This is a genomic window from Fimbriimonadaceae bacterium (assembly GCA_019638795.1).
Lineage (GTDB): Bacteria > Armatimonadota > Fimbriimonadia > Fimbriimonadales > Fimbriimonadaceae > JAHBTB01.
In genome coordinates, this window is the sequence record JAHBTB010000003.1 from 34,452 (window position 1) to 57,857 (window position 23,406).

The following is a 23,406-nucleotide window of genomic DNA, read 5'->3' on the forward strand; positions in this document are numbered from 1 at the left end:
CCTTCCTTGCCAAATGAAAACCGGGCCTGCTCCCCAATGGGAACAGGCCCGGTATGGCTTCGAGGGCCGGCCTTACTCGTCGCTCGCCGAATCGTCGGCGGCGGCGAGGTCGGCCAGGGAAAGGCCGCCAAAGGCGTCTGCCGCCGACCTCTGGTCCAGGTCCTCGGCCTCGACCAACGCGGTGAGAGACTGCTGGGCCCAGCTTGGCTGGGTGCGGTCCACGTCGATGGCGAGGTCGCGGTGCGCCTTGGTGCCCGTACCGGCCGGGATCAGGCGCCCGATGATGACGTTTTCCTTGAGCCCGATCAGCGAGTCGTACTTGCCGCGCACCGCTGCTTCGGTCAGGACGCGCGTCGTCTTTTGGAACGACGCCGCCGACAGGAACGAGTCGGTCGCGAGCGACGCCTCGGTGATTCCGAGCAGGATCCAGTTGGCGGTCGCTTCCTTCGGGTCGCGCTCCTTCTCTTCCCCGTCGATCGGGTCGACGTACTTGATCTTCTTGCCGCTCGAGATCGCCTGTTGGACCTTTTCGTTCTCACGGGAGAACCGGAAGCGGTCGACCACCTGGCCGGGCAGGAAGCTGGTGTCGCCAGGCTCTTTCACCTGGCGCTTACGCAGCATCTGCCGCACGATGACCTCCAGGTGCTTGTCGTTGATGTCGACACCCTGGTCCTTATAGACCGACTGCAAGTTTTCGATGAAGTACTCGTGGACGGCCTTGGCGCCGGCCAAGTCAAGGACCTCGTGCGGGTCGAGCGGGCCTTCGGTCAGGGGGTCGCCCTTGATGACCTTCTGCCCCTTCTGGACCGGCAAGTTGCCCAGCGGTGGCACCAGGATCGGATAGAAGATGTGGACCTTCTGGACCTCGTACTTCCGCAGGACGGCCAACGTCGCGTTGGTCATCTTCTGCCCCACCAGCCTTTCCAAGGCGTTTTGCGCCGTCTTGTCGCCGGTCGGGTTCCAATCTTGCGTGTCGGCCAGATAGGCGTCCTTAAGGGCCGCCTCAGTCGTCACATCGGCCTCGACCACGAGCCACCGGCCGTAGCTCGACCGCTGGATGTCGGCGACGACGCCCGTGACCGGGCAGATGATCGCCTTGCCGCGCGGTTGTTTGCGGGCCTCGAAAATCTCTTCGACACGGACGATGCCGCTCGACTCACCGGTCCATGAGTAGAAGAACGTTTTGCGGCTGCGTTCCCACAGTTTGCGACTGTCGGTGCCGATCTTCTCGATCGCCTTTTCGGCGGCCTTTGTCGTCTTCTTCGCCGGTTTCTTCGGCGCTTCGTCCCCCTCGGCGGGGGCGCTCGTCGCGGAGAAGAGACCCTTGACGACGCTCTCCTGGCTCTCAAGGAGCTTCGACGGGTCGAACTCGCGGCTGTCGGTGTTGGTCGCCGCCTGGAAGTCCTCTTGGAACTGGCGGACGAACTTACCGGTCTTGTACTGGTTGGTACGGGCGATCGTCTTCGACCCGGCGACACCGCCGGTGTGGAACGTGCGCATCGTCAGCTGCGTGCCCGGCTCACCGATCGACTGCGCGGCGATGATGCCGACGGCGACGCCGTCCTCGACGATCTTGTGGGTCGCCAAATCGACCCCGTAGCAATTGGCACAGATGCCGATTTCCAACTCGCACGTGATCGGGCTCCGTACCTTCATGCCGATGCGGCCGTGCTCGTCAGCCTCAAACCCGGCTGCGATGTACTTTTCCTGGATCTTGGCGACAGCGTCTTCGTCGTTACCGGTCTCCTCGACCTCCTTGACGTAAGCGTCGTCGATCTTGTCGAGGACGGCGCACTGGGTCTTGGTCAAGAGGTCGCCGAAAGCGATAAGCGGCTCACCCGTCTCGGGGTCGCTGATGTCTTTCGCGCTGATCCGGCTGTAGGCGCGGTCGCCGATGGTCTCGATGACCTTGCCCTCGCTGACCAACCGGACGGCAAGGATGCCGTCGGTGGTGCCGCAGTCCTTGGTCTTGATGATGACGTCCTGGGAGACGTCGACCAGACGCCGCGTGAGATAGCCGGCGTCGGCGGTGCGCAGGGCGGTGTCGGCCAAGCCTTTGCGAGCACCGTGGGTGGTGACGAAGAACTCCAGCATCGAGAGGCCCTTTTGGAACGAGTTCTTGACGGGGAGCTCGTAGATGACCTCGTTGAACTGGTTGAACATGAGGCCGCGCATGCCGCTCAACTGGGCGAGCTGCTTGATCGAGCCGCGGGCGCCGCTGACCGTGATGATCGACAGCGGGTTCTCCTGTTCCATGCTGTCGACGATGGCGTTACCGATCTGGTCGTAGGTGTCCGTCCAGAGGCGGGTCAGGTGCTCCTGCATCTCGCGGAACGAGGTGAGGCCCCGGCGGTAGTTCTCCAGGATCTTGTTGGCCCTGGTGTCAGCGTCCCCGAGCATCTCCTCCCGGCGCTTCGGCGGGTCCATGTCGGTCAGGGCGATGCTGATGCCGTACTTGGTCGCCCAGCGGAAGCCGAGGGCCTTCATGTCGTCCAGCAAACGGATCGTGCCTTCGGTGCCGACGAGTCGGTGGCACTCGATGATCGTGTTGGCGATCGCCTTCTTGGTCAGCTCGACCTGAAGGTACTTCTCGCTCCAGCGCATCGGGTACGGCAAGATCTCGTTGAACAGCAGGCGTCCGGGCGTCGTGGTGACGATGAGGGACTCGTGCTCCATGTCCAACGGCTCCAAGTTCTTGACTTCTTCCTCGAACTCGTTGACCGACGTGACATAGCGGTATTCGACACCGGTCTGCGGGTCGCGGTAGTCAATCTCCTCGTCGGGCCGCAGCAACGGCCGCTGGATGCGCACGCGCACCGGCTCGTTGAGGTCGGGTTTGTTGTCCCCACCCGGCGAGTCGAAGTGGAACATGACGTCTTCGACGCCGTTGTAGACATAGGGTGCGGGGTTCTTCTCGGGGTCGGCCTCATGCAGCTTGGCCTTTTCCTCCAACCGGTCGCGCAACCGGCGGTTGGTGAAGGTCAGGGCGTAGCAACCCAAGACGATGTCCTGGATCGGCGAGGTGACCGGCTTGCCGTCGGCTGGCGAGAAGAGGTTTTGCGTCGACAACATGAGGACGCGGGCCTCTGACTGCGCCTGGATGCTCAACGGCACGTGGACGGCCATCTGGTCGCCGTCGAAGTCGGCGTTGTACGCGTGGCAGACCAGCGGGTGCAGTTGGATCGCCTTGCCTTCGACCAAGATCGGCTCGAAGGCCTGGATGCCGAGGCGGTGGAGCGTCGGGGCGCGGTTCAGCAACACCGGGTGCTCCTTGATGACGTCTTCCAAGCCGTCCCAGACCGCCGGGTGCATCCGTTCGATCATCCGCTTGGCGGTCTTGATGTTCTGGGTGATCTTCCGCTCGACCAGGACCTTCATGACGAACGGCTTGAACAACTCAAGGGCCATCTCCTTCGGCAAACCGCACTGGTGGAGCTTGAGGTGCGGCCCGACGACGATGACGGAGCGGCCGGAGTAGTCGACCCGCTTACCGAGCAGGTTCTTGCGGAACCGCCCTTCCTTACCCTTGAGCATGTCGCTCAGGGACTTCAAGGGGCGTTGGTTGCTACCGACGACCGGCCGGCTGCGCCGTCCGTTGTCGATGAGGGCGTCCACCGACTCTTGCAAGAGCCGCTTCTCGTGGTTGATGATCGACTCCGGCGCCTGGATCTCGATGATCTTCTTGAGCCGGTTGTTACGGTTGATGATGCGGCGGTAGAGGTCGTTCAGGTCGGACGTGGCGAAGCGGCCACCGTCCAACTGGACCATCGGGCGCAGTTCGGGGCTGATGACGGGCACGACCTCAAGGACCATCCACTCGGGGCGGCTCTTCGACGAGATCAGGGCCTCGGTCAACTCCAGGCGCTTGATCGCACGGGCGCGGCGCTGGCTGGTCGTCTCGACGATCTCACGGCGGAGGCCCCGGGCGAGCCGCTCCAAGTCGACGCGGCGCAGGAGTTCCTTGGCCGCGTCGGCGCCGATGTTCGCGCGGACGAGTTCGCCGAGGTCTTTCTTCATCCGGCGGCCGACCGCGTCGAGCATCTTGCTCACCGCACGCCACTTGTCCTCGTCGATGAGTTGGTTCAGCTCAAGCTTGCCGAGCAGCTCAGCGGCGACGTCAAGGTCGCGGACGCGCTCGTCGGCGTCACGGTATTCGGCCCGGATGCGGTCGTAGTTGGCCTTCATCCGGTCGCGCACGTAGCCCTCGTCGAAGTACTCGTCGGGGTTATTGACCATCTCGGTCGCCAGCCGGTGCAGGCTCTCGACCTCAAGCTCCTTCATCTGCTTTTGGATGTGGAGCTTTTCGCTCTCGACATGGCCCAGGATCGTCGGAAGGAGTTCGGCGATCTTCTCGCTGTCCAGGTCGATGATGATGAAGCTGGCGAAATAGATGACCTTCTCAAGCTGCCGGGGGCTGATGTCCAAGATCAGCGAGAGAGGGCTGGGGACACCCTTGAGGTACCAAATGTGGCAGACGGGGGCGGCGAGTTCGATGTGCCCCATCCGCTCGCGGCGCACCTTGCTCCGGGTCACCTCGACGCCGCAGCGCTCGCAGATGATGCCCTTGTACTTGATCTTCTTGTACCGGCCGCAGGCGCATTCGTAGTCCTTGGTCGGGCCGAAAATCCGCTCGCAGAACAGACCGTCCCTTTCGGGGCGGAACGTCCGGTAATTGATGGTTTCGGGCTTCTTGACCTCGCCGTGGGACCAACTGCGGATGTCTTCAGGACTGGCTACACCGATACGGATCTTGTCAAAGAGGTTGGAATCAGCCATGCGGGCACGTTTCTCTGCCTGGCCTCAAGCAAGCCCTGCAAGCACAACCAAAGACACCGGTGTCTTTGAGGCATAGGGGGGCCGTTGGCAGACTGTCATCTTAGCACGGTGAACTGACTCCAAGGGGTGGCCCGCCTGGGTCGCGGGCCACGTCACTGGGACTTTAGGCGCAGTAGCCCGCCGCCCGGGTCAGTTGCCGTCCATACCGACGTTGCCGGACACAAGGTTGTAGTCGGCGATCGTCACTTGGCCGTCGCCGTTCATGTCCGCCTGGACCGGCAACCAGCCGTGGGGGTCGCCGCAATCTGTGTACCAAGCGTCCGTCGCGTCTGAGGCGCCGATTTGCGCATAGACAAAGTTGACCTCGTCCTGCGTCACGGAGTTGTCCCCGTCGATGTCGCCAAAGTACAGCACCCACGGGCGGTAGCTTGGCGACGACCCAGGCACAAAATGCACGCTGACCTTGCGACGTAGTGACCGCGGGGCCCGAAGGTAAATGTCATAGTCGCCTTCGGCCAGGCCGACCATCGGCACCGTCATCGCGCCGTAGACGAGCCCGTCTTGCCCCGAGTCGACGAGAAGGTCGACGCCCTGCATCACCTGGTAACTCACCGACTTCACAAACGACGGCACGTACATGCTCAGATAGTCAGTCGAAAGGATCTGCACCGTGCCGGGGACGATCCGCACCGCCGTGTCTCCCTGGGCGACCGACACGGTGAGGTTTCCTGACGACGGCGAGTGGTTCTCGGCCCGGGCCGAGTAGATCTCGTAGAAGGTCACCTGATACGTGCCCGACTTCCCTCCGGAGACGGGGGTCCAGTCCGACCCCGACGACACCAGCGACGACTTCTTGGCCAAGGTCGTCGAATGGTCTTGCGTGCCGACCCCGATCTGCCTTGATATCTCAAGGGCTTCGTCCGCAATGCCCGACGACGCGGACTCCACCGTCTCGGTGTAATTACTCAGCGTGGCCGAGACAAAGAGGTTGCGCGTGTAGTTGAAGACGACGCGGTCGGAACTGTTGATGGTCCGGCTGTCGACCACGGTGTAGCCCACCGTGACATGCCCGGAGCCCCCGACCTTGTTCTCCCCGCCCTGGTTGGCGAGGCGGCTGGCCGCCCCCGAAGCGCCGACGCGCGTCTGGTTGCCGTTTTCAATGGACAGGGACCAGGTCGGCGGCAGAGTGGACGTGTAGGTCTGGCCGTTGATCGTCGCGGAGACGAGCCCGTTGGCCGTTATTGTCGTGGTGTAGTAGCCAAGGGCGACCATCGTGGGCACAAGCATGTGTGAATAACCTCTTGTGAGATTATGCTTATGCTTGTGCCCTCCAATTTATGAGTCAAGGTAGGACGTTAACTAATCCCGTACTTCTGCGTGGACTAATCAGTTAAAAAAACCTACACTTCGCGCAAGGCGCACGTCGTCGCCACCGGTCAGCTCGTCAAGGTCCTTGAGCGAAAGCTCCTTGTTCGTCTTGTCTTCGACCGCCACCTTGAGGCAGAGCGACCGCAGCTCGTTGACGAGGATCTTGAAGGACTCGGGGATGCCCGGTTCCTGGATCGTCTCGCCCTTGACGATGGACTCATACGCCTTCACCCGGCCCATCACGTCGTCCGATTTGATCGTGAGCAGTTCCTGAAGGGTGTAGGCGGCCCCGTACGCCTCAAGCGCCCAGACCTCCATCTCACCGAACCGCTGGCCACCGAACTGGGCCTTACCACCGAGCGGCTGCTGGGTGACCAAGGAGTACGGGCCAATGGAGCGCGCGTGGATCTTTTCGTCGGCCAGGTGCTCCAGCTTGAGCATGTAGATGGTGCCGACCGTGATCGGGTTGGGGAGGACGTCGCCGGTCAAACCGTCGCGGACCAGGCTCTTGCAACTCTTCGGGTCGAGGCCGGCCCGGCGGAACACGTTGTGCTCCACGTTTTCAAGGATGGCCTTGTAGACATCTTCCGAAGCCTTGAACGGCGCACCGCTCGGCTGCACCTCTTCGGCCTGGAAGTTCTCCGCGTCGATCTGCATCAACTCTTCCATCGACCGGGTCGACGGCGCGGCCACGACGCGGCTGACCCGCTCCAGATTGTCTTGGTCCAGTGTCCGCAGCTTGGCCTCGAACACCTTGAACATCTCTTCGAGCGAGAGGTCGGCCGCGAACTTCACGTTCAACTGAAGTTCGCTGTTGACGTACGCCTGCAGAGCCTTCGACCGCATATGCTCGGCCAACCGGGTGACCTCGCCAAGGATCTCATGCTCGGTCGCCCCCTCGAAGGCCGGGCAGACGTACCGGACGCCCAAGTGCTTGCCGACGTACCCGAGGTGGGTCTCCAAGATCTGGCCGATGTTCATCCGGCTCGGGACACCCAGCGGGTTCAGGATGATGTCGACAGGAGTGCCGTCCATCAGCATCGGCATGTCTTCGACAGGAAGGATCCGGCTGATGACGCCCTTGTTGCCGTGGCGCCCCGCCATCTTGTCGCCGACCATGATCTTGCGCTTTTGGGCGACATAGACTTGGACGGTCATGTTGGTGCCCGCCGGCAGTTCGTCGCCGGGGATCTGCAGGAGCGGCTCTTCCGTCCGGTCGCAGATCAAGCGGTCGCGTTTCTTCGACTCCTTATAGATGTGGTTGATCGACGGGCTGAGGTACTTGAACCGGCTGAACACCTTGACGTCGATGACGGTCCCCTTTTCGCCGTGAGGCAGGGTGAGCGAGACGTCGCGGGTCTCTTCGGCCTTCTTACCGAAGATCGCGATGATGAGCCGCTCTTCGGCGGTCATCTCGGTCTGCCCCTTCGGGGCGACCTTGCCGACCAAGATGTCCTCGGGCCGGACTTCGGCGCCGACCCGGACGATGCCGTTCTCATCGAGGTCCTTGAGGGCCTCCTCGCCGACGTTCGGAATGTCGCGGGTGATCTCCTCAGGCCCCAGCTTCGTGTCGACCGCCTCGGTCTCATGGCGCTCGATGTGGATCGAGGTGAAGACGTCGTCCTTGACCAGCCGCTCGCTGAGCAGGATGGCGTCTTCGTAGTTGTAGCCACCCCACGGCAAGAACGCGACCACAAGGTTTTTGCCCAGGGCCAAGCGGCCGTCGTCGCAGTTCGGGCCGTCCGCCAAAGCGTCACCGGTCAGCACGCGCTGACCCGGGAAGACGACCGGCCGGTGGGTGAAGCAGGTGGACTTGTTGCTCTGGAACATGTGGAGCAACGTGTAGGAGTCGTCGTTGCCCTCGTCGTTGGTGACGACGATTTTCTCGGACGTCACCGTCTTGACGGTGCCCGGCCGTCGGGCGACGACGGCGGCCCCGCTGTCGACGGCGGCCCGGTCTTCGTGGCCCGTCCCGACCACCGGAGCGTCGGAGCGCAGGCACGGGACAGCCTGCCGCTGCATGTTCGCGCCCATCAGGGCGCGGTTCGCGTCGTCGTTCTCCAAGAACGGGATCAGCGAGGTGGCCACCGAAATGATCTGCACAGGCGAGACGTCCATGACGTCCACCTTGCCCCGCGGGACGACCGGGTAACTCGCCCCGCCGAACTGCTTGTCGCCGCCCGGACAGCGCACGTTGACCTGCTCGGCGATGATACGCCCGTTGTCGTCCAGCTTTGTGTCGGCCGGGGCGACGCGCAGGTAGAAGTCCTCCTGGGCGGTCAGGTACTCGACCGCGTCTTGGACCACCCCGTCGATGACGCGGCGGTACGGCGTCATGATGAAGCCGAACTCGTCGACGCGGCCATGGGTCGTCAACTGGCTGATCAAACCGATGTTCGGGCCTTCAGGCGTCTCGATCGGACAGATGCGGCCGTAGTGCGAGCGGTGGACGTCGCGGACTTCCAGCTTGGCGCTGGAGCGCTGCAGGCCGCCCGGGCCAAGGCTGGAGAGGCGCCGCTTGTTCGTCAGCTCGCTCAAGGGGTTGGTCTGGTCCATGAACGTGCTAAGCTGGTTTGAGCTGAAGAAGCTCTTGATGCTTGCGCTCACGGGTTTGACCGAGAGGATGATGGACGGCAGGAGGTTGTCTTGGTCGGCGCTGGTCATGCGCTCGCGGGCGACCTTCTCCATGCGGACAAAGCCCAAGCGAAGTTGGCTCTGGAGCAACTCACCGACCGACCGCACGCGCTTGTTCCGCAGGTCGTCGATGTCGTCGTGCTCCGCCTCTTTGGCCAGGTACGGGCCCATCGCGAGCATCGAGCCGGCGAGGTCGTCGCTCGTCAGGTTGCGGATGGTCAGGGGCACGTTGAGGCCCAACCGGTTGTTCATGTGCCGGCGGCCGACCTTGCCCATGTCGTACCGGCGGAGGTCGAAGAACAGGCTGAAGACCAGTTGGCGGGCCGCGTCTTCGTTCGCCGCCTCGCCCGGGCGCATCCGCTTGTAGATGTCCAAGATCGCCTCGCGTGTCGAGGTCGTCTTGTCGGCGGCGATGGTCGCCTCGATGTGCGGCGCGATGCGCAGAACGTCCAGCGACTCAAGTTCGAGTTCGGCGACCTTCTTGGCCGTCTCGGCGTCGATCCGCTCCATCCGGGCGACCAAGACTTTGCCGTCGGTGCCCTTGATCTCGGCCAACGGGCGGACACCTTCGATGGCTTCGGCCGACGCCTTGCTCAGGGTCTCCTCGTCGCCAAAGTGCCACAGCATGTCGTCGTTTGTGCCCAGGGGCGACTCGACCATGGCTTCGGAGTCGAGTGCGGCCTGGTCAAGCCCGGCGAGGACGGCTTTGGTCAGGACCGTGCCTTTCTCGACGAGGATCTCGCCGTCTTCGTTGGCCAGTGGGTCGACAAGCTTCTTGTGCAGGCTCGCCCCGACCTTTTGGACTTGGCGGTCGCGACCCTTCTCGAAGCCGTGCAACGCCTTGATGAGCTGGGTGATCGGCAGCTTCTTAGTCTGGGAAATCTGGGTGTTGACGACCTGGTTGGCGTCGTTCTCGACCTCCAACCACGGGCCCTCCATCGGGATGATGCGGGCGCGGACGATCATCTGCATCGACGTGTCGACGTCCTCTTCGAAGTAGAGGCCCGGCGACCGGCTCAGCTGGCTGACGATGACCCGCTCGCGGCCGTTGATGACAAAGGTGCCCTTGTCGGTCATCAACGGGAGGTCGCCCAAGTAGACCTCCGACTCGATCATCTCGCGGTCTTTGCCGCCAAAGCGCACCACCGCCTTGATCGGCGCCTCGAACGTCATGTCCCGGTCGCGGCAGTCGTCGATGCCGTACTTCGGTTCGCCCAAGACAAACTCGGTGAACTCGATGTAGTTGTTCTGGGTGAAGTCCCAGATCGGCGAGAAGGTCTTAAAGAGTTCGGGAAGACCCTCTTCCAAAAACCATTTGTAGCTGTTAAGCTGGAGTTCAATAAGGTTGGGGACCTCGAGGAACCGACCGATTCGCTTCGAGGATGGCTGAATGACTCTCATGGGGCTCCGGGCACGAAAGGGGGAACAGGCATCATACCTGTACGGCCAGCCCAGATTGGACGGGCCGGGCCGGTGTCCTCATCCCTTCGGCCCACTTGAACCTGCGGCAACCTGAACCTGACCCTGGATTTTCAGGGCCACCAGGCCTAAATACCTATTCGCCTAATCAAGCGGACGGGAAGGGCCGGGAAGAGACCGCATCGAGTCGATGGCGATGGTCTGTTCGTGGACCAGTTCGCGAAGGCGGGCCACCTCCGACTCCAATTGCGCAAGGCGAATGCCGGTCTGCTGGTCGACACCCGGGTTCCCACTGCCCTGCCGGTAAAGCTCGGCCATTTTGCGCTGGTGGCTGGTCAAGATCGCCACGATCGGGATCATGAGCGGGATGCCGACCGCACAGACAATGGCGACGATCGGGATGAACTCGCCCATCAGGTTCCGTCCTTACGAGTCGGCGAGGCCGCGTCTTCCGCGAGCACCTGCTGGTTGACGAGGTCCTTCGTCCGCGCCAACTCGGCGCGCAGGCCGACGATTTCGGCCGACATCTGCTCCAGGGCCCGGCCGTTGGCGCCGTTCCGGTTGATGATCTCGGCCATCTTGCGCTGGTGCTCGGTCAGGATCGCGACCAAGGCGATGACCATCGGCAGGCCGATGGCGATGGCAAGGACCATGACCGTGGTCAACCCCGCACCTCCTGTTGCTGTTCCGGCACCACCGGGGGCGTGAAGCCCGAATACGTCGAGTCGTGGGCCAGCACCTGCTGGTTGACGACGTCGCGCAACCGTCCGATTTCGGCACGGAGGCTGGCGAGCTCGGCCATCAACCGCGGGTCGACCGCCTGCTGCTGACCGTTGTGCCGCTCATGGATGATCTGCGCCATCTTGCGCTGGTGCGCCGTCAAGATCGCGATGATGGGGATTCCAAACACCGCCATCATGGCGAACATCTCCGGAAAGACGTCCTCAAACGCGCCCGTGCTTGACAACCATGAGTGGATGAAGTCGGCCATCTACCTCCTCTGCCCTATTATCCTCTGCTGGGGACTGTGACGCGCCACGGGACGGAAACTCCGGCAAACGTTGGCGGAGGGAAGGCAAGTCTACGGCCCTCACCGATCCGGCCCGCTGGCCCGAATCACAATCTCCTGACATCAATTACTAAGAAACCTTGACCGGGTTTCGCCACGGGCTTAAGATTTCTAAAGTTGGGCCTATCGGTTCTCACTCAAGACGGCAAGGGCCCGGCGCAGGTCGAGTCTGCCCTCGTAGAGGGCCTTCCCCACCACGGTGGCTTCGCACCCCGTCTCGCCCAGACCCACGAGGTCTTCCAGGGCAGAGACGCCGCCACTCGCCACGACGGGCACGTCGAGCCCGTCCACCATCTCCTTGACCGCTTCGATGTTCGGGCCGACGAGGCGCCCGTCCCGGCCGATGTCGGTGAAGATCACCCGCTTACAGCCCAGGTCTTGCAGGCGGCGGGCAAAGTCGAGGCCGACGAGGTCGGAAGTCTCCATCCATCCATGGGTCGCGACGTGGCCGCCCCGGGTGTCCACTCCGGCGACGATGCGGTCGCCAAACCGGCGGAACGTGCGCCCGGCCCAATCCGCGTCGGCGAGAAGTCGTGTGCCGACAATCGCCCGGTCTGCCCCGGCGTCGAGGACCTCCTCGATGTGCGACGTCTGCCTCAGCCCCCCGCCGACCTGCAGGTAGACGCCGTCGATCTGGGCGAGGCGCTTCACCACGCTCAGGTGCACCGGGTACCCCGCCTTGGCCCCGTCCAAGTCGACGACGTGGATCCACCGGGCCCCGTCGTCGCGGAACCGCACCGCCACCGCCACCGGGTCGGCGTCATAGACCGTCGCCCGGCCATAGTCCCCTTCGGTCAGGCGGACGCAGGCGCCGCCGATCAGGTCGATGGCAGGGATCGTCAACATGTGAGGAAGTTCTCCAAAATGGCCAGGCCGACGCCGCCGCTCTTTTCCGGATGGAACTGGGTGCCCCAGACGTTGTCCTTCTGGACGGCGGACGCGAACCGGACGCCGTAGTCCGTCGTCGCCGCGGCGACCCCCGGCTCGCACTCGGTGTACAGCGAGTGGACAAAGTAAACCCGAGACCTCGGCGCGACGCCGCTCAGCAGGCCCCGCCCCTGCTCGACCGCCAGTTCGCTCCACCCGATGTGCGGCACCTTCAGCCCCGCGTCCTTGGGCAGGTACCGCACCGTCCCGCGCAGGATGCCAAGCCCCCGGAACGAGCCCCGTTCTTCGCTGGACTCAAAGAGCAGTTGCTGGCCCAGGCAGATGCCCATGAGCGGCCGGCCCGACGCCGCCCAGGCCCGCAGGTCGTCGGCCAAGGGGGCCAGGTTGGCCATCGCCGCGCCAAACGCGCCGACCCCCGGCACGATGACCTTGTCCGCCCCCGCCAAGTCCGGTTGCACCCGAGTGTCGTGGCCCAGGTGCTCGCACGCCTTCTGGACACTGCGCAGGTTGCCCATGCCGTAGTCCACGATCACCGTCCGGGCGCTCATAGCGCGCCTTTCGTGCTCGGGACGCCTTTGCGTTCGTTGGTGCGTGTCGCGGCGAAGAGGGCCCGGCCCAGGCCCTTGAACACCGCCTCGATGACGTGGTGGTCGTTCTCGCCGGCGATCTGGTGGACATGCAGGGTCAGGTTGGCGTGGCGGACAAAGGCGGTCAAGAACTCCTTCACCGACTCCGTGCTCATCCCGCCGATCGACTCCCGCTTCAGCCGCAGGTCAAACGTCAGGTGGCTGCGGCCCGAGAGGTCGACCGCGACCAACACCAAGGCCTCGTCCATCGGGGTGTGGTTGCTGGCGTAGCGGTTCAGCGAGGTGGACTCCACCAAGGCCTTGCGGAAGGCGTCGCCCAGCACGATGCCCACGTCCTCGACGGTGTGGTGGTCGTCGACGTCCAGGTCGCCCTCGGCCTTGACCCCCAGGTCGAACATGCCGTGGAACGCCATCAGGGTGAGCATGTGGTCGAAGAACCCGACGCCGGTGTCGACGTCTTGGCGCGTCCCGCCGTCCAAGTCCAGGACGACGCGCACCTTGGTCTCCTTGGTCTCCCGATCCAGTTCCGCGTAGCGGACACCCGGGGCCCCTTTGCTCATGGGAGGATTGTAGCCCGCCCGCCCTTAGCGGCGTCCGGCCGTCACGTCGATCACGCTGCCGTCCCTCATGTGCCATTCCGCCCGGCGGCTGACCACCTTGGTCGAGCTCACCATCCACCGGCCCGACTGGTAGATCCAACTCTCCATCGACTCGGCGTACTGGTGCAGTTCCCCCACACCGGTCGTCAAGTGGGCGGTGGTCGAGACATAGTGCCGCTTGACGTCGACGGTGTAGCCGTCCATCTCCGGAACGATCGTCTTCAGCTCGAACTCACCCTTCTCAAAGGGCATGCGGCCGTTGAAGCCGTTACGGGCCCGGGCGATGAAGTCCGCCCGGGCTAGGACGGAGTCCTTGCGGATGAACACGTATTTGGGGGCGAAGAAGGGCTCCAACTCCTCGAACTTCCCCCGCACCCACGTCGCCACGTAGTCGGCCTGCGCCCGCTTGAACTCGTCGAAGTCCGGTCGGGTGCCCGTGCCCCTTGGGCTGGCGACCAGCGCCAGCAACAGTGCCAGACTTCCTGCTCCACCCATGCCGCGTCCCTTCCCCACCTCTCAGGACGGCAAACCGCCCTGAAAGGTCACAATGCCGGGCCACGGCCAAAGTTCCCCTGCGCCGGCCGCCCCCAACCGGTATATTTGGCCGTCCCATGTCCATTCTTGTCGATAAATCCACCAAAGTCGTCGTCGCCGGCATGACCGGGCGCGAAGGCAGCTTCCACACCCAGCAGATGCTGGAGTACGGCACGCAAGTGGTCGCCGGTGTGACACCGGGCAAGGGTGGGCAGGAGCACCTCGGGGTGCCCGTGTTCGACACCATGGCCGAGGCCGTCGCCAAGACGGGCGCCAACGCCGGCCTCGTCTTTGTCCCCGCCCCCTTCGCCGCCGACTCCGTCCTGGAGTGCGAGGCGGCCGGGCTGCCCTTCGTCACCCTCATCACCGAAGGCGTGCCGACCCTGGACATGCTCAATGTCGTCGCCAAGCTCAAGGCCAACGGCAAGACCCGCCTGCTCGGCGGCAACTGCGCCGGCATCATCACGCCGGGCGAATGCAAGATGGGCATCATGCCCGGGCACATCTTCAAACCCGGCCCGGTGGGGCTCGTCTCCCGCTCCGGCACCCTCACCTACGAAGTGGTGTGGGAACTGACCAACGCGGGCCTCGGCCAGACCACCTGCGTCGGCATCGGCGGCGACCCTGTCCCCGGCACCCGGTTCATCGAAGTCCTCGAGATGTTTGAGGCCGACCCCGCCACCAAGGCCGTCGTCATGATCGGCGAGATCGGCGGCACCGACGAGGAGGCCGGCGCGGCGTTCATCAAAGACCACATGTCCAAGCCCGTCGTCAGCTTCATCTCCGGCCGCACCGCCCCTCCCGGCAAGCGCATGGGCCACGCCGGCGCGATCATCAGCGGCGGTCTGGGCACCCCCCAGTCCAAGGTCGACGCCCTCCTCGCCGCCGGGGCCGTCGTCGCCGACAAAACCTCCGAGATCGCCGGCTTTGTGGGCCAGGCCCTCGCCAAGCTCGGCGTCAGCGTCTGACCCTCACGGCCGGGCCAGCTTGAACCGTCGGCGGGCGACCGTGCCGCCCGCCGAGACGTTGCCCGTCACCAGCGACGCCTTCCGGGCCCCGAAACCCGCGTCGAACGGCACCGTCTTCTTCGCGCTCGTCCCTGCCGCCAAGTCGCCCACCGTCCAGTCCGCCGTCGCCTTCGCCGCGCCGAACTGGATGCCTGTCACCGTCACGCCGCGCGCCGTCCCCGCCCCCGTGTTCGTCACGGTGAGCTCGATCTGCGCGGTCGCCCCCGCCGACACGACCCGGGCGGTCAAATGCACCGCCGTCGCCCCCACGTCGGCGGTCGACATCAGGCCGCCCTCGAACTGCTGCTGCAAGTGCCCCCCGACGATCTGGGCCGCGCCCATCGGGTAGCCCCACGGGCCGGTCGGCCCGCTGGCGGAACCGTAGGCGGCGTAGAGGCCGCCGTAGACGCCCCAGGAGCCGAATGAAGCCGTCGCATAGACCCCGCCGCCCTCAAACGGCTGGCGGCTGCCGGAGGTGCCGAACGGCGACGTCCCCGCCGCGGAGTAGTCCGCCGTGGGGTAGCCCAGGGTCGAGGTCGTGCCGCCCAACCGGTCGTGCTCCGACTTGACCGCCCCCGAGACCATCCATGTGCCCTTGGCCGAGGAGTAGAGCGTCCCCCCCTCAAAGGTCTGCGCCGCACCGGCGGTGCCTTGGGGCGACTGCCCGCTGTTGAACGACGGGGCAAGGGGCCAGCCCAGGACGCCCGTCGTCCCGCCCAGGCCCAGGTGCTTGGTGAAGAACGCCCCCGCCACCGCGAACGCCGCGCTGGAGCCCGACTTCAGGTAGACCCGGCCCGACTGGCAGTCCAACTGCATCCCGCCCGGCACCGCCGCCAGGTCGAGCACCGGCTGGCCCAAGGCGCTGTTCGGGCCCCCGAGACCGTCGTATGCCGTCCACACCGGCCCATAGACCAGGCACGCCGGGTTGACTGCGGAAGCCCCCTGGTTGTCGATGATGCGGGCCGGGCCGAGCGAACCGCCGCCGAACTCCTGCACCTCGGCGCGGGTCGGCGACCAGCGCCACGCCACGTAGTCGAGCGGCGACCCCACCGCCGCCTTGCCTCCGTTCCGGTTGTAGCAGTCGATGAAATGCTGGGGCACCGCCCCGCGCTCGCCGACGCCGATCCCCGCGCCGTACTTGAGCAGGTCGTCGAGGGTGCCGTAGAAGACGTCGCCGTCCACCCGTCCGCTGATGCCCGGCACCGTCTCCCGGTCGCTGTACTGCCGCATCGCGACGAACGGCCACGGCGTCGACGGGGCCTCCGCGTCCTTGTCGTAGTCCCACCGCGCCAGCCAGAGCCCGTAGTCCCCGGCGATCACCGACGACCAGTCCAGCGACCGCGCCGTCGACAAGTTGATGTAGATCAGCGGCTTGATGCCGAGCCGCGACTTCACCCGGTCGAGCCACGTCTTGCACCACGCCACCTTGTCCCCCGACCACGCCTCCTCAAAGTCCAGGACGACGAACTGGCCCGGCTTCAGCGGCGCGACGTTGGTCGAGAAGTAGTCGGCCTCTTCCGTCGCCGAATGGTACTGCGGGTAGGCGTAGTGGTAGAAACCGATCGCGATGCCCTGGGCCTCGGCGGCGGCCCGGTTGTAGAGGTACCGCTCGTCCCGCGACGTCCCGTAGTCCGACCGCATCACGATGAACGACACCGCCGTCTTCACCTGGGCGAAGTCCACCGTGCCTTGCCACTTGGAGATGTCGATCCCCCAAATCTTGGGGCCCCGCGTCGGCCCCGGCAGCGAGAGCCCGTCGGCCCGCCCGTAGAACGGGTTCCGGCCCATCGCCCCGTCCTGGGCAAAGCAGAGCCCCGCAAGCGCGAGCAGGACGACCGACAGCCAGGCGCGCCACCGTCTCATCGGGCCAGGGTCTCCTTCGTGTAAGTCACCGTGAACGCCCCCGCCGAGGCCGGGGCGACCCCCGTCACCACCGCCTGGTAGTGCGAGCCCGCCGTCACTGCGAAGGTGGCCTTGGCCGTGGTGCCCCCGCCGCTGTCGTCGTCTTCCGCCAGCACGACGGCGGTGCCGTCGGCGGCGGTCTTCTCGATGCTCACCACCGGGTCAAAGGCCGACGACCCCGCCGTGACCGTGGCCGTGCCGTCCGCGCTCGCCGTGAACGTCACCGCGACGTACTTCGACCCGTCCTCCAACGACGCCGAAGTCGAGGCCAAGGTGCCGTCATAGGTGCCCGGCCCGCCGCCGGACGTGCCCCCGCCCGTGCCCCCGGTCGAACCGCCGCCCGTCGCACCGCCCGAAGCGCCGCCGCCCCCGCCTCCGCAACTGGCCACCGCCGCGCCCACCACCAACGCGCCGACCAAGACGACCCAAGCCTGTGTCCGCATCCCGTTCCTCTCCCGACGCCCCGCGCCGTGCGCTCAAGAGTACAGCAATCTGACCAGGGATCGCGACGATCCGTGCCGGTGACACCGCATTCTCTTGGGGTATCTCCCCACCGTGGCGGACAAGCTCGAAAAATATCGGGGCAAGCGCACGTTCACCGAGACCAGCGAGCCCGAGGGCGTCGTCAAGGAGACGTCCGGCCACATCTACACCGTCCAGGAGCACTACGCCCGCCAGCTCCATTGGGACCTGCGCCTGGAGCACGAGGGCGTCCTCCTCAGTTGGGCGGTGCCCAAGGGGCCTCCCGAGCGCGAAGGCGTCCGCCGCCTCGCCGTCCGTGTCGAGGACCACCCCGTCGACTACGCCACCTTCGCCGGCGAGATTCCCAAGGGCAACTACGGCGCCGGCAAGGTCGTCCTGTGGGACCAGGGCACCTGGCAGCCGATCTACAAGGACACCGACACCCAGCTCGCCGAGGGCAAGCTGGAGTTCACCATCCACGGCCAGCGCCTGAAGGGCGACTTCGTCCTCGTCAGGACGAAGCCCGACAGTGACGAGTGGCTGTGGATGAAGATGCGCGCCTCGACCACCGTCGCCAAGCCCCGGCTGGCGGTGGACGTCCCCGGCCCCCTTGTCGAACTCCCCAAGTCGCTCGCCCCCATGCTCTGCACCCGCGTGGACCGGGTGCCCGTCGGCGACGACTGGGTGCACGAGATCAAGTGGGACGGGTGGCGCGTCCTCGCCCGGTGCGTCGACTACGGCGTCGAGTTCAGGACAAGGAACGACCAGACCGTCCATTTCAGCGGCCTGGGCACGGTGCTCGCCCGGTGGATACCCGCCGGTTCGGTCATCGACGGCGAGGCCGTCGTCTTCGACGAGTACGGCGTCAGCCGCTTCCCCCTCGTCCAGCAGGCGATCAAGCACGGCAAGACCGACGGCGTCGCCTTCGTCGCCTTCGACGCCCCGTTCCTGCAAGGCCGCGACATCCGCCACCTGCCCCTCGCCGAGCGCAAGGAACTCCTCCGCCGTGTCCTGGAGCCCTGCACCCACCCCCGCCTGCGCCTTTCCGACCACCACGCGGGCGACGGCCGCGAGCTCCTCAAGGCGGCGTGCCGGTCGGGCCTGGAGGGCGTCGTCAGCAAGCGGCTGGACAGCGCCTACACCTCCACCCGCAGCCAAAACTGGACCAAGGTGCGTTGCGAGAAAAAGCTCCGGGCCCTCGTCGGCGGCTACACCGTCATGGCGGGGACGACCCGCCAAATCGGCGCCCTCGTCCTGGGCGCGCGGGGCGCCGACGGCAAGCTCACCCCCCTCGGCCGGGTCGGCACCGGCTTCTCCGACGCGGTGCGGTCCAAGCTCTTCAAGACCCTCCAGCCCCTCCAACGCCTCGACTCCCCCTTCGACCCGCCCCTCGACCCCGTCCAAGACAAGGGCGTCACCTATGTCGACCCCGAGGTCATGGCCGAGGTGCAGTTCCTCGACTGGAGCGCCGACGGCATGCTCCGCCAGGCCAAGTTCCTGGGCCACGGCCCCGCCCCGGCGCCCGCCCCCGCCGTCGAAGCCGCCCCCGCCCCGACCCCGCGCCGTGCCGTCAAGATCTCCAGTGAGGACCGCGTCCTTGACCCTTCCAGCGGCATGACGAAGGGCCAGGTCGCCGACTACTACGCCGCGGTGGCCGCGCGGATGCTCGTCCACCTGCGCGGGCGGCCCCTCTCCCTGCTCCGCAGCCCCGACGGCATCACCGACGCCACCTTCTTCCAGAAGCACCGGATGGCGGGCCTCGGCCCCCACGTCCACAGCGTGGACGTGCAGGAGCATGGCGACGACGGGCCCCAGACCTACATGCACGTCGACGACGCCGAGGGCCTGCTCAACCTCGTCCAGATGGCCGCAATCGAGTTCCATCCCTGGGGCAGCACGGTCGCCGACCTGGAGCGGCCCGACACCCTCGTCTTCGACCTCGACCCCGCCCCCGACGTCTCCTGGGAACGGACGGTCGCGGCGGCCTACGACGTGCGCGACCTGCTCCGCGGCTTCGGCTTCCGCCCCCTCACCAAGGTGACCGGCGGCAAGGGCGTCCATGTCGTCGTGCCCATCGTGCCCGACCTCGACTGGGACGAGGCGAAGGACTTCTGCCGCAAGTTCGCCGAGGCGATGACGGCCCAGGAACCCCGCCGCTTTGTCAGCAAGACGACCAAGAGCGCCCGGGCGGGCAAGATCCTCATCGACTACCTGCGCAACGGCCGCGGCGCGACGGCGGTGGCGGCCTACAGCCTGCGGGCCCGCCCCCACATGCCGGTGGCGATGCCGGTGGCCTGGGAGGAGCTGCCCAGCCTCGGCCCCGGGGGCGTCCTGCCCGCCGAGGCGGTGCGCCGCGTCGCCGAAGACCCCGACCCCTGGGCCGACTACGAGGACTGCCGGGTGGAGTTCCCCACCGGGTAGCCCGCCACCCCGTCCGGACCGCCGCCGGACGCCGGTTCAAATGACGCGTTCCCGTCACCTTCCCGTCACCCTCCCGTCACCCTCCCGTCACCCTCCCGTCACCCCCCCGAGGCGGGAACGGGTCGGCGCGCAGGGGGCGGCGGCGGGGGAGTGCGTCGTGGGGCCGGGGTAGTCAGGCCTTTTTCTCTTTGCCGCGGTTTTTGACGCTTTCGGAGAGCAGGGAGGCGAGGTCGATGACGTTGCGGCTCTCGCGCGGGCCCTCCTCGATGTCTTCCAGGCCCGGCTTCGGGGTCAGCCCGCCCGACTCCACCTTTTTGTCGATCCAAGCGATGAGGGCCTCGCGGTAGTCGTCCTTGTACTGCAGGGGGTCCCAGTCCGCCTCCATCGCCACGACGAGCTGCTCGGCCAGCTTCACCTCCCGCTCGGTGATGTTGTACGACTCCATGGGCTGGTCGGGCAGGGCGTAGCCGTCGATCTGGCGCAGCTCGTGGGCGAAGCGGAGGAGGAAGACGACGAGGGCGTTGCCCCGGGGCATGAGCGCGGCGAGGTACTCCCGGGTGCGGATGGCGACCTTGGCGATGCCGACGCGGCCGGACGAGGCGAGCACCTCGCGCAAGAGGACGTACCCCTTCTCGGTCTTCTTTTTCGGGATGAGGACGTAGGGCTTCTCGAAGTAGAGCTCGTCGATCTGCTCGCGGGGGACGAACGCCTGGACGTCGATCGTCTTGAGCGACTCCAGGGCGAGGTTCTCGAAGTCCTCCTTGGTCAGGACGACGTAGTTCTCGTCGCTGTACTCGTACCCCTTGACGATCTGGTCCCACGGCACCTCTTTGCCCGAGACCGCGTTGACGCGCAGGTACTTGATGTTCGCCTTGTCGCGCCCGTCGAGCATTTTGAAGCCGATCTCGCTCTTCTGCTCCAGGGAGAAGAGGGACACGGGGACGTTGACGAGCCCGAACGAGATGCTCCCCGTCCAGATGGGCCGCCCCGTCCCGTCGGGCCTCTCGCTGTCGTTGTCTTCCGCCGCCGGTTTGCGCGCCATCGCCGCTATTGTATGCCGGGCGGCCCGGTTTTCCACCGCGGGCGGGCCGAAAAGTTACCGGTCTGGTTCACTTATTCGCCGGTCTCCAGCCAGCGGAGGTCCGCGGGGGAGAGGGTGATGTGGGTGGCCTCGGCGTTCGCCCGGAGCTGGTCAGGGTCGGCGGGGCCGACCAGGGCCCAGACGGGAAAGGGTTGGGCGAGGGTCCAGGCGAGGGCGACCTGGTTGCCGGTGGCCCCCACCTTCTTGCCGAGCACCTCGGCCCGTTCCCGCCTGGCGCGGTTCTCATCGTTGGCGTAGACCCGGGTCACGTCGGCGGTCTCGACGTGGGCGAACCACCCGCCGCCGGTGGAGCTCCAGCTGAACAAGGGGAACTGGGTCTGGGTGTGCCAGGCCCGCTCCTCCGCGGTGAGGGTGTGGCAGTCGGCCCACATCGGTTCGTTGACGGTGGCGAGGGAGAGGTTCGGGTTGTTCACCGCGAAGCCTTGCCGGCCCGTCTGGGCGGCGTAGGCGTCGAACTCCTGGACCCGCCCCACCGTCCAGTTGCTGGCGCCCCAGTGGCGGACCAGGCCCCGCCGCTTGAGTTCGTCGAGCTTGTCGACCAGGGGCCCGACCGGCACGGCGGGGTCGTCGCGGTGGAACGCCCAGAACTCGACGTGGGACAGGCCCAGACGCTCCAGGTCTTCGAGCAAGTCGGCCTCGATGTGGCCCGGGGTGACCCGGGGCGAGCCGTAGGGATGGCACCCCTTGTCGTAGAGGACGGCCTCGTCGCGCACCCCGCGCTCCCGGAGCCAGCGGCCCAGGGCCCGGTGCCCGCCGCCGTCGTTGTAGATGTGGGCGAGGTCGAAGGCGTTGCCCCCCAGTCCCCAAAAGGTGTCGAGGAGGCGGGCCGCGTCCTCATAACGGTCGATGTGCAGGGGGACGGTGCCGAGCACCAACCGGGAGACGGCCAGGCCCGTGCCGGGCACGACGGCGCGGGGGATCACGCCCCGCCCCCGAAGACGAGCCCACCGCTCCGCCGGAGGGCGTCGAGGGCCCTCATGTTGCCGAGGGTGTCGTCCGGGGACACCGCCGACGACGACCTCTTCTCAATGTCGGCGGCGACACAGTCGGCCTCGTGGGCGTAGAGGTCGTCCACCGGCCACGGACCGAGGACACGGACGGCGTCCTCTCCCCGCACGGTGTGGCGGACGACGCCGTTGCAGAACCAGGGGCTCTCGACGACAAGGCGGCCCTCCTCCCCGTAGACGACGACCTGGTTTTCCATCTCCTGGTGGACGCCGGTGGCAAAGCTGGCGGTGACCCCGCCGGGGAACTGGAGGACACCGGCCCCCCAGGCGTCGTAGCCGTCGCCACCGGGGACGTAGGCGAACTCGGCCCGGGAGGGTTCTTCGCCGGCGACCGCCCGGCAGTAGGAGACGCAGTAGCACCCGACGTCCATGAGCCCCCCGCCGCCCAGGGCCCTCTCGGTGCGGAAGTTCTGCCAGTCTCGGCCCGCCTGGAAGCTGAACTCGGCCCTGATGTGGGCGACACGGCCCACCGCGCCCGACCTGACCAGCCGGAGCACCTCCTGGGTCTGGGGGTGGAACCGGTACATGAACGCCTCGGCGAAGTAGACGCCGCAGTCCCGCACCACCGCCAGGGCCTCTTCGGCCTCGGCGGCGTCCAGGGTGAACGGCTTTTCGCACAGGACGTGCTTGCCCGCCCGGGCGCACATCACAGTGTCGGCGGCGTGCAGGTGGTGGGGCGAGGCGATGTAGACGGCGTCCACGTCGGGGTCGTCGGCGACGGCCTGGTACGTGGCGTAGCCGCGTCCACCGTGTTCGGCGCAGAAGGCGTCGGCCTTTTCTTGGCTACGCGACCCCACGGCGACGAGGGTGCCGGTCTTGGACTTCTTGAGGCCACGGGCAAAGGCATGGGCGATGCCGCCCGTCGCGAGGACGCCCCATCGGACTCTCTCCATATGCGCCCCCGATCATACAGGCCCGAAGGGCTCCATCAGGCGGTGCTGGTGGTCTTTCAGCCACTTTTCATGACGCCGGTGGTCGGGGTCGTGGCGGGCGACCAGGGCCCAGAAGTCGCGGCTGTGGTCCATGTGCACCAGGTGGGCCAGCTCGTGGACGACGATGGCCCGCATCACCTCGGGCGGGGCGAGGACAAGCCGCCAATTGAAGTTGAGGCCGCCGCGGTGGCTGCAGCTTCCCCACTTGCTCCGTTGGTCGCGGACAGCGAGGGACGTGGACTTCACCCCCATCCGGGCCTCCCATTCGGCGACGAGGGGGAGGAGGGCCTCGCGGGCCTCGGCGCGGAGACGGCGGCCGACCACTGCCCGGGCCTCGTCAACAGAACCGGCCTTCACCCGGAACGTCCGGTCGGCGTCGTCACGGACGAAGGCGGGGCCGCCCGCGACCGCCTCGACCTTCCACTCCTCGCCGCGGTAGAGGGTGCGGGCGGGGTCCGACTCGCGCAGGGCCTTGGCGATGCGGAGGGTGTGCCTCAGCACCCAGTTCGGGTTGGCGGCGAGCAGTTGGTCGGCGGTGCGGAGGGGGGCCCGGGCGGGGAGGACGACCTCGAGACCGTCGCGCAAGGCGCGTATCCGGGCGCGGCGGGCCGTCCGCGACCGGCGGACGGTGGCCCAGCACTCGATCCCCTCGACCAGAATCTTGACCTTGTCGGACACTCGGCCCATTGTGCCTTTCAG

General features: G+C 66.4%; 18 protein-coding genes. 2 read left to right on the top strand and 16 right to left on the bottom strand.

From position 1 onward, the window contains the following. Window positions 1-72: 72 nt before the first annotated feature. From rpoC to KF857_05210, 10 genes are all read right to left on the bottom strand, one after another. Window positions 73-4,776: a DNA-directed RNA polymerase subunit beta' gene (gene rpoC, locus KF857_05165; GenBank protein ID MBX3111381.1), complete on the bottom strand. Its 4,704-nt coding sequence runs from the start codon at window positions 4,774-4,776 to the stop codon at window positions 73-75. A 189-nt stretch (window positions 4,777-4,965) separates the two neighbouring features. Continuing rightward, window positions 4,966-6,063, bottom strand: a complete 1,098-nt coding sequence (locus tag KF857_05170) for a hypothetical protein (GenBank protein ID MBX3111382.1) — start codon at window positions 6,061-6,063, stop codon at window positions 4,966-4,968. Window positions 6,064-6,162: 99 nt separating this feature from the next. Further along, window positions 6,163-10,179 (bottom strand): DNA-directed RNA polymerase subunit beta, encoded by a 4,017-nt coding sequence (gene rpoB, locus KF857_05175; protein ID MBX3111383.1) that lies wholly within the window; start codon window positions 10,177-10,179, stop codon window positions 6,163-6,165. Between the two features lie 162 nt (window positions 10,180-10,341). After that, window positions 10,342-10,611, bottom strand: coding sequence for a hypothetical protein (locus tag KF857_05180; GenBank protein ID MBX3111384.1), 270 nt, complete (start codon window positions 10,609-10,611; stop codon window positions 10,342-10,344). Next, a complete protein-coding gene (locus tag KF857_05185) occupies window positions 10,611-10,862 on the bottom strand; it encodes a hypothetical protein (protein MBX3111385.1) in 252 nt (83 codons plus the stop codon). The genes KF857_05180 and KF857_05185 overlap by 1 nt, the downstream gene beginning before the upstream one ends. After that, window positions 10,859-11,188, bottom strand: a complete 330-nt coding sequence (locus KF857_05190; GenBank protein MBX3111386.1) for a hypothetical protein — start codon at window positions 11,186-11,188, stop codon at window positions 10,859-10,861. The genes KF857_05185 and KF857_05190 overlap by 4 nt, the downstream gene beginning before the upstream one ends. Window positions 11,189-11,389: 201 nt before the next feature. Further along, window positions 11,390-12,112 (bottom strand): 1-(5-phosphoribosyl)-5-[(5-phosphoribosylamino)methylideneamino]imidazole-4-carboxamide isomerase, encoded by a 723-nt coding sequence (hisA, locus tag KF857_05195; GenBank protein ID MBX3111387.1) that lies wholly within the window; start codon window positions 12,110-12,112, stop codon window positions 11,390-11,392. Next, the gene (gene hisH / locus KF857_05200; protein MBX3111388.1) at window positions 12,106-12,702 is read right to left on the bottom strand and encodes an imidazole glycerol phosphate synthase subunit HisH; all 597 of its coding nucleotides are present in this window, start codon (window positions 12,700-12,702) and stop codon (window positions 12,106-12,108) included. Before hisH ends, hisA begins: the two co-directional genes overlap by 7 nt. Further along, window positions 12,699-13,301, bottom strand: coding sequence for an imidazoleglycerol-phosphate dehydratase HisB (hisB, locus tag KF857_05205; GenBank protein ID MBX3111389.1), 603 nt, complete (start codon window positions 13,299-13,301; stop codon window positions 12,699-12,701). The genes hisH and hisB overlap by 4 nt, the downstream gene beginning before the upstream one ends. A 24-nt stretch (window positions 13,302-13,325) precedes the next feature. Further along, window positions 13,326-13,835, bottom strand: a complete 510-nt coding sequence (locus KF857_05210; protein MBX3111390.1) for a hypothetical protein — start codon at window positions 13,833-13,835, stop codon at window positions 13,326-13,328. 116 nt (window positions 13,836-13,951) lie between these two features. Here KF857_05210 and sucD point away from each other — a divergent pair, with 116 nt between their 5' ends. After that, window positions 13,952-14,842 carry a succinate--CoA ligase subunit alpha gene (sucD, locus tag KF857_05215; GenBank protein ID MBX3111391.1) on the top strand — a complete coding sequence of 297 codons (891 nt, stop codon included), beginning with the start codon at window positions 13,952-13,954 and terminating at the stop codon, window positions 14,840-14,842. Window positions 14,843-14,845: 3 nt separating this feature from the next. Here sucD and KF857_05220 read toward each other — a convergent pair whose 3' ends face one another. After that, window positions 14,846-16,744, bottom strand: coding sequence for a hypothetical protein (locus tag KF857_05220; GenBank protein ID MBX3111392.1), 1,899 nt, complete (start codon window positions 16,742-16,744; stop codon window positions 14,846-14,848). Next, complete coding sequence (locus KF857_05225) at window positions 16,741-17,226, bottom strand: hypothetical protein (GenBank protein MBX3111393.1); 486 nt, start codon at window positions 17,224-17,226, stop codon at window positions 16,741-16,743. The genes KF857_05220 and KF857_05225 overlap by 4 nt, the downstream gene beginning before the upstream one ends. Before the next feature lie 112 nt (window positions 17,227-17,338). Here KF857_05225 and ligD point away from each other — a divergent pair, with 112 nt between their 5' ends. Continuing rightward, complete coding sequence (gene ligD, locus KF857_05230; protein ID MBX3111394.1) at window positions 17,339-19,666, top strand: DNA ligase D; 2,328 nt, start codon at window positions 17,339-17,341, stop codon at window positions 19,664-19,666. A 172-nt stretch (window positions 19,667-19,838) separates the two neighbouring features. On the opposite strand, the gene KF857_05235 is transcribed toward ligD, so the two are convergent. The 4 genes from KF857_05235 to KF857_05250 form a co-directional block, all read right to left on the bottom strand. Next, window positions 19,839-20,708 (bottom strand): Ku protein, encoded by an 870-nt coding sequence (locus KF857_05235; protein MBX3111395.1) that lies wholly within the window; start codon window positions 20,706-20,708, stop codon window positions 19,839-19,841. 71 nt (window positions 20,709-20,779) lie between these two features. Continuing rightward, entirely contained in the window at window positions 20,780-21,691 is a 912-nt protein-coding gene (locus KF857_05240; protein ID MBX3111396.1) for an aldo/keto reductase, read from the bottom strand. After that, window positions 21,688-22,668: a Gfo/Idh/MocA family oxidoreductase gene (locus tag KF857_05245; protein MBX3111397.1), complete on the bottom strand. Its 981-nt coding sequence runs from the start codon at window positions 22,666-22,668 to the stop codon at window positions 21,688-21,690. Before KF857_05245 ends, KF857_05240 begins: the two co-directional genes overlap by 4 nt. A gap of 12 nt (window positions 22,669-22,680) precedes the next feature. Further along, window positions 22,681-23,385 carry a M48 family metallopeptidase gene (locus tag KF857_05250; GenBank protein ID MBX3111398.1) on the bottom strand — a complete coding sequence of 235 codons (705 nt, stop codon included), beginning with the start codon at window positions 23,383-23,385 and terminating at the stop codon, window positions 22,681-22,683. Between the last annotated feature and the right edge of the window lie 21 nt (window positions 23,386-23,406).

Excerpts from the sequence above, each read along its gene's own strand:
- KF857_05210 (MBX3111390.1), bottom strand. The coding sequence starts at position 13,835 with ATGGGTGGAGCAGGAAGTCTGGCACTGTTGCTGGCGCTGGTCGCCAGC.
- KF857_05235 (MBX3111395.1), bottom strand. The coding sequence starts at position 20,708 with ATGGCGCGCAAACCGGCGGCGGAAGACAACGACAGCGAGAGGCCCGAC.
- KF857_05245 (MBX3111397.1), bottom strand. The coding sequence starts at position 22,668 with ATGGAGAGAGTCCGATGGGGCGTCCTCGCGACGGGCGGCATCGCCCAT.
- KF857_05190 (MBX3111386.1), bottom strand. The coding sequence starts at position 11,188 with ATGGCCGACTTCATCCACTCATGGTTGTCAAGCACGGGCGCGTTTGAG.
- sucD (MBX3111391.1), top strand. The coding sequence starts at position 13,952 with ATGTCCATTCTTGTCGATAAATCCACCAAAGTCGTCGTCGCCGGCATG.
- rpoC (MBX3111381.1), bottom strand. The coding sequence starts at position 4,776 with ATGGCTGATTCCAACCTCTTTGACAAGATCCGTATCGGTGTAGCCAGT.
- KF857_05220 (MBX3111392.1), bottom strand. The coding sequence starts at position 16,744 with ATGAGACGGTGGCGCGCCTGGCTGTCGGTCGTCCTGCTCGCGCTTGCG.
- hisA (MBX3111387.1), bottom strand. The coding sequence starts at position 12,112 with ATGTTGACGATCCCTGCCATCGACCTGATCGGCGGCGCCTGCGTCCGC.
- KF857_05170 (MBX3111382.1), bottom strand. The coding sequence starts at position 6,063 with ATGCTTGTGCCCACGATGGTCGCCCTTGGCTACTACACCACGACAATA.
- KF857_05225 (MBX3111393.1), bottom strand. The coding sequence starts at position 17,226 with ATGCGGACACAGGCTTGGGTCGTCTTGGTCGGCGCGTTGGTGGTGGGC.
- rpoB (MBX3111383.1), bottom strand. The coding sequence starts at position 10,179 with ATGAGAGTCATTCAGCCATCCTCGAAGCGAATCGGTCGGTTCCTCGAG.
- KF857_05180 (MBX3111384.1), bottom strand. The coding sequence starts at position 10,611 with ATGGGCGAGTTCATCCCGATCGTCGCCATTGTCTGTGCGGTCGGCATC.
- hisH (MBX3111388.1), bottom strand. The coding sequence starts at position 12,702 with ATGAGCGCCCGGACGGTGATCGTGGACTACGGCATGGGCAACCTGCGC.
- hisB (MBX3111389.1), bottom strand. The coding sequence starts at position 13,301 with ATGAGCAAAGGGGCCCCGGGTGTCCGCTACGCGGAACTGGATCGGGAG.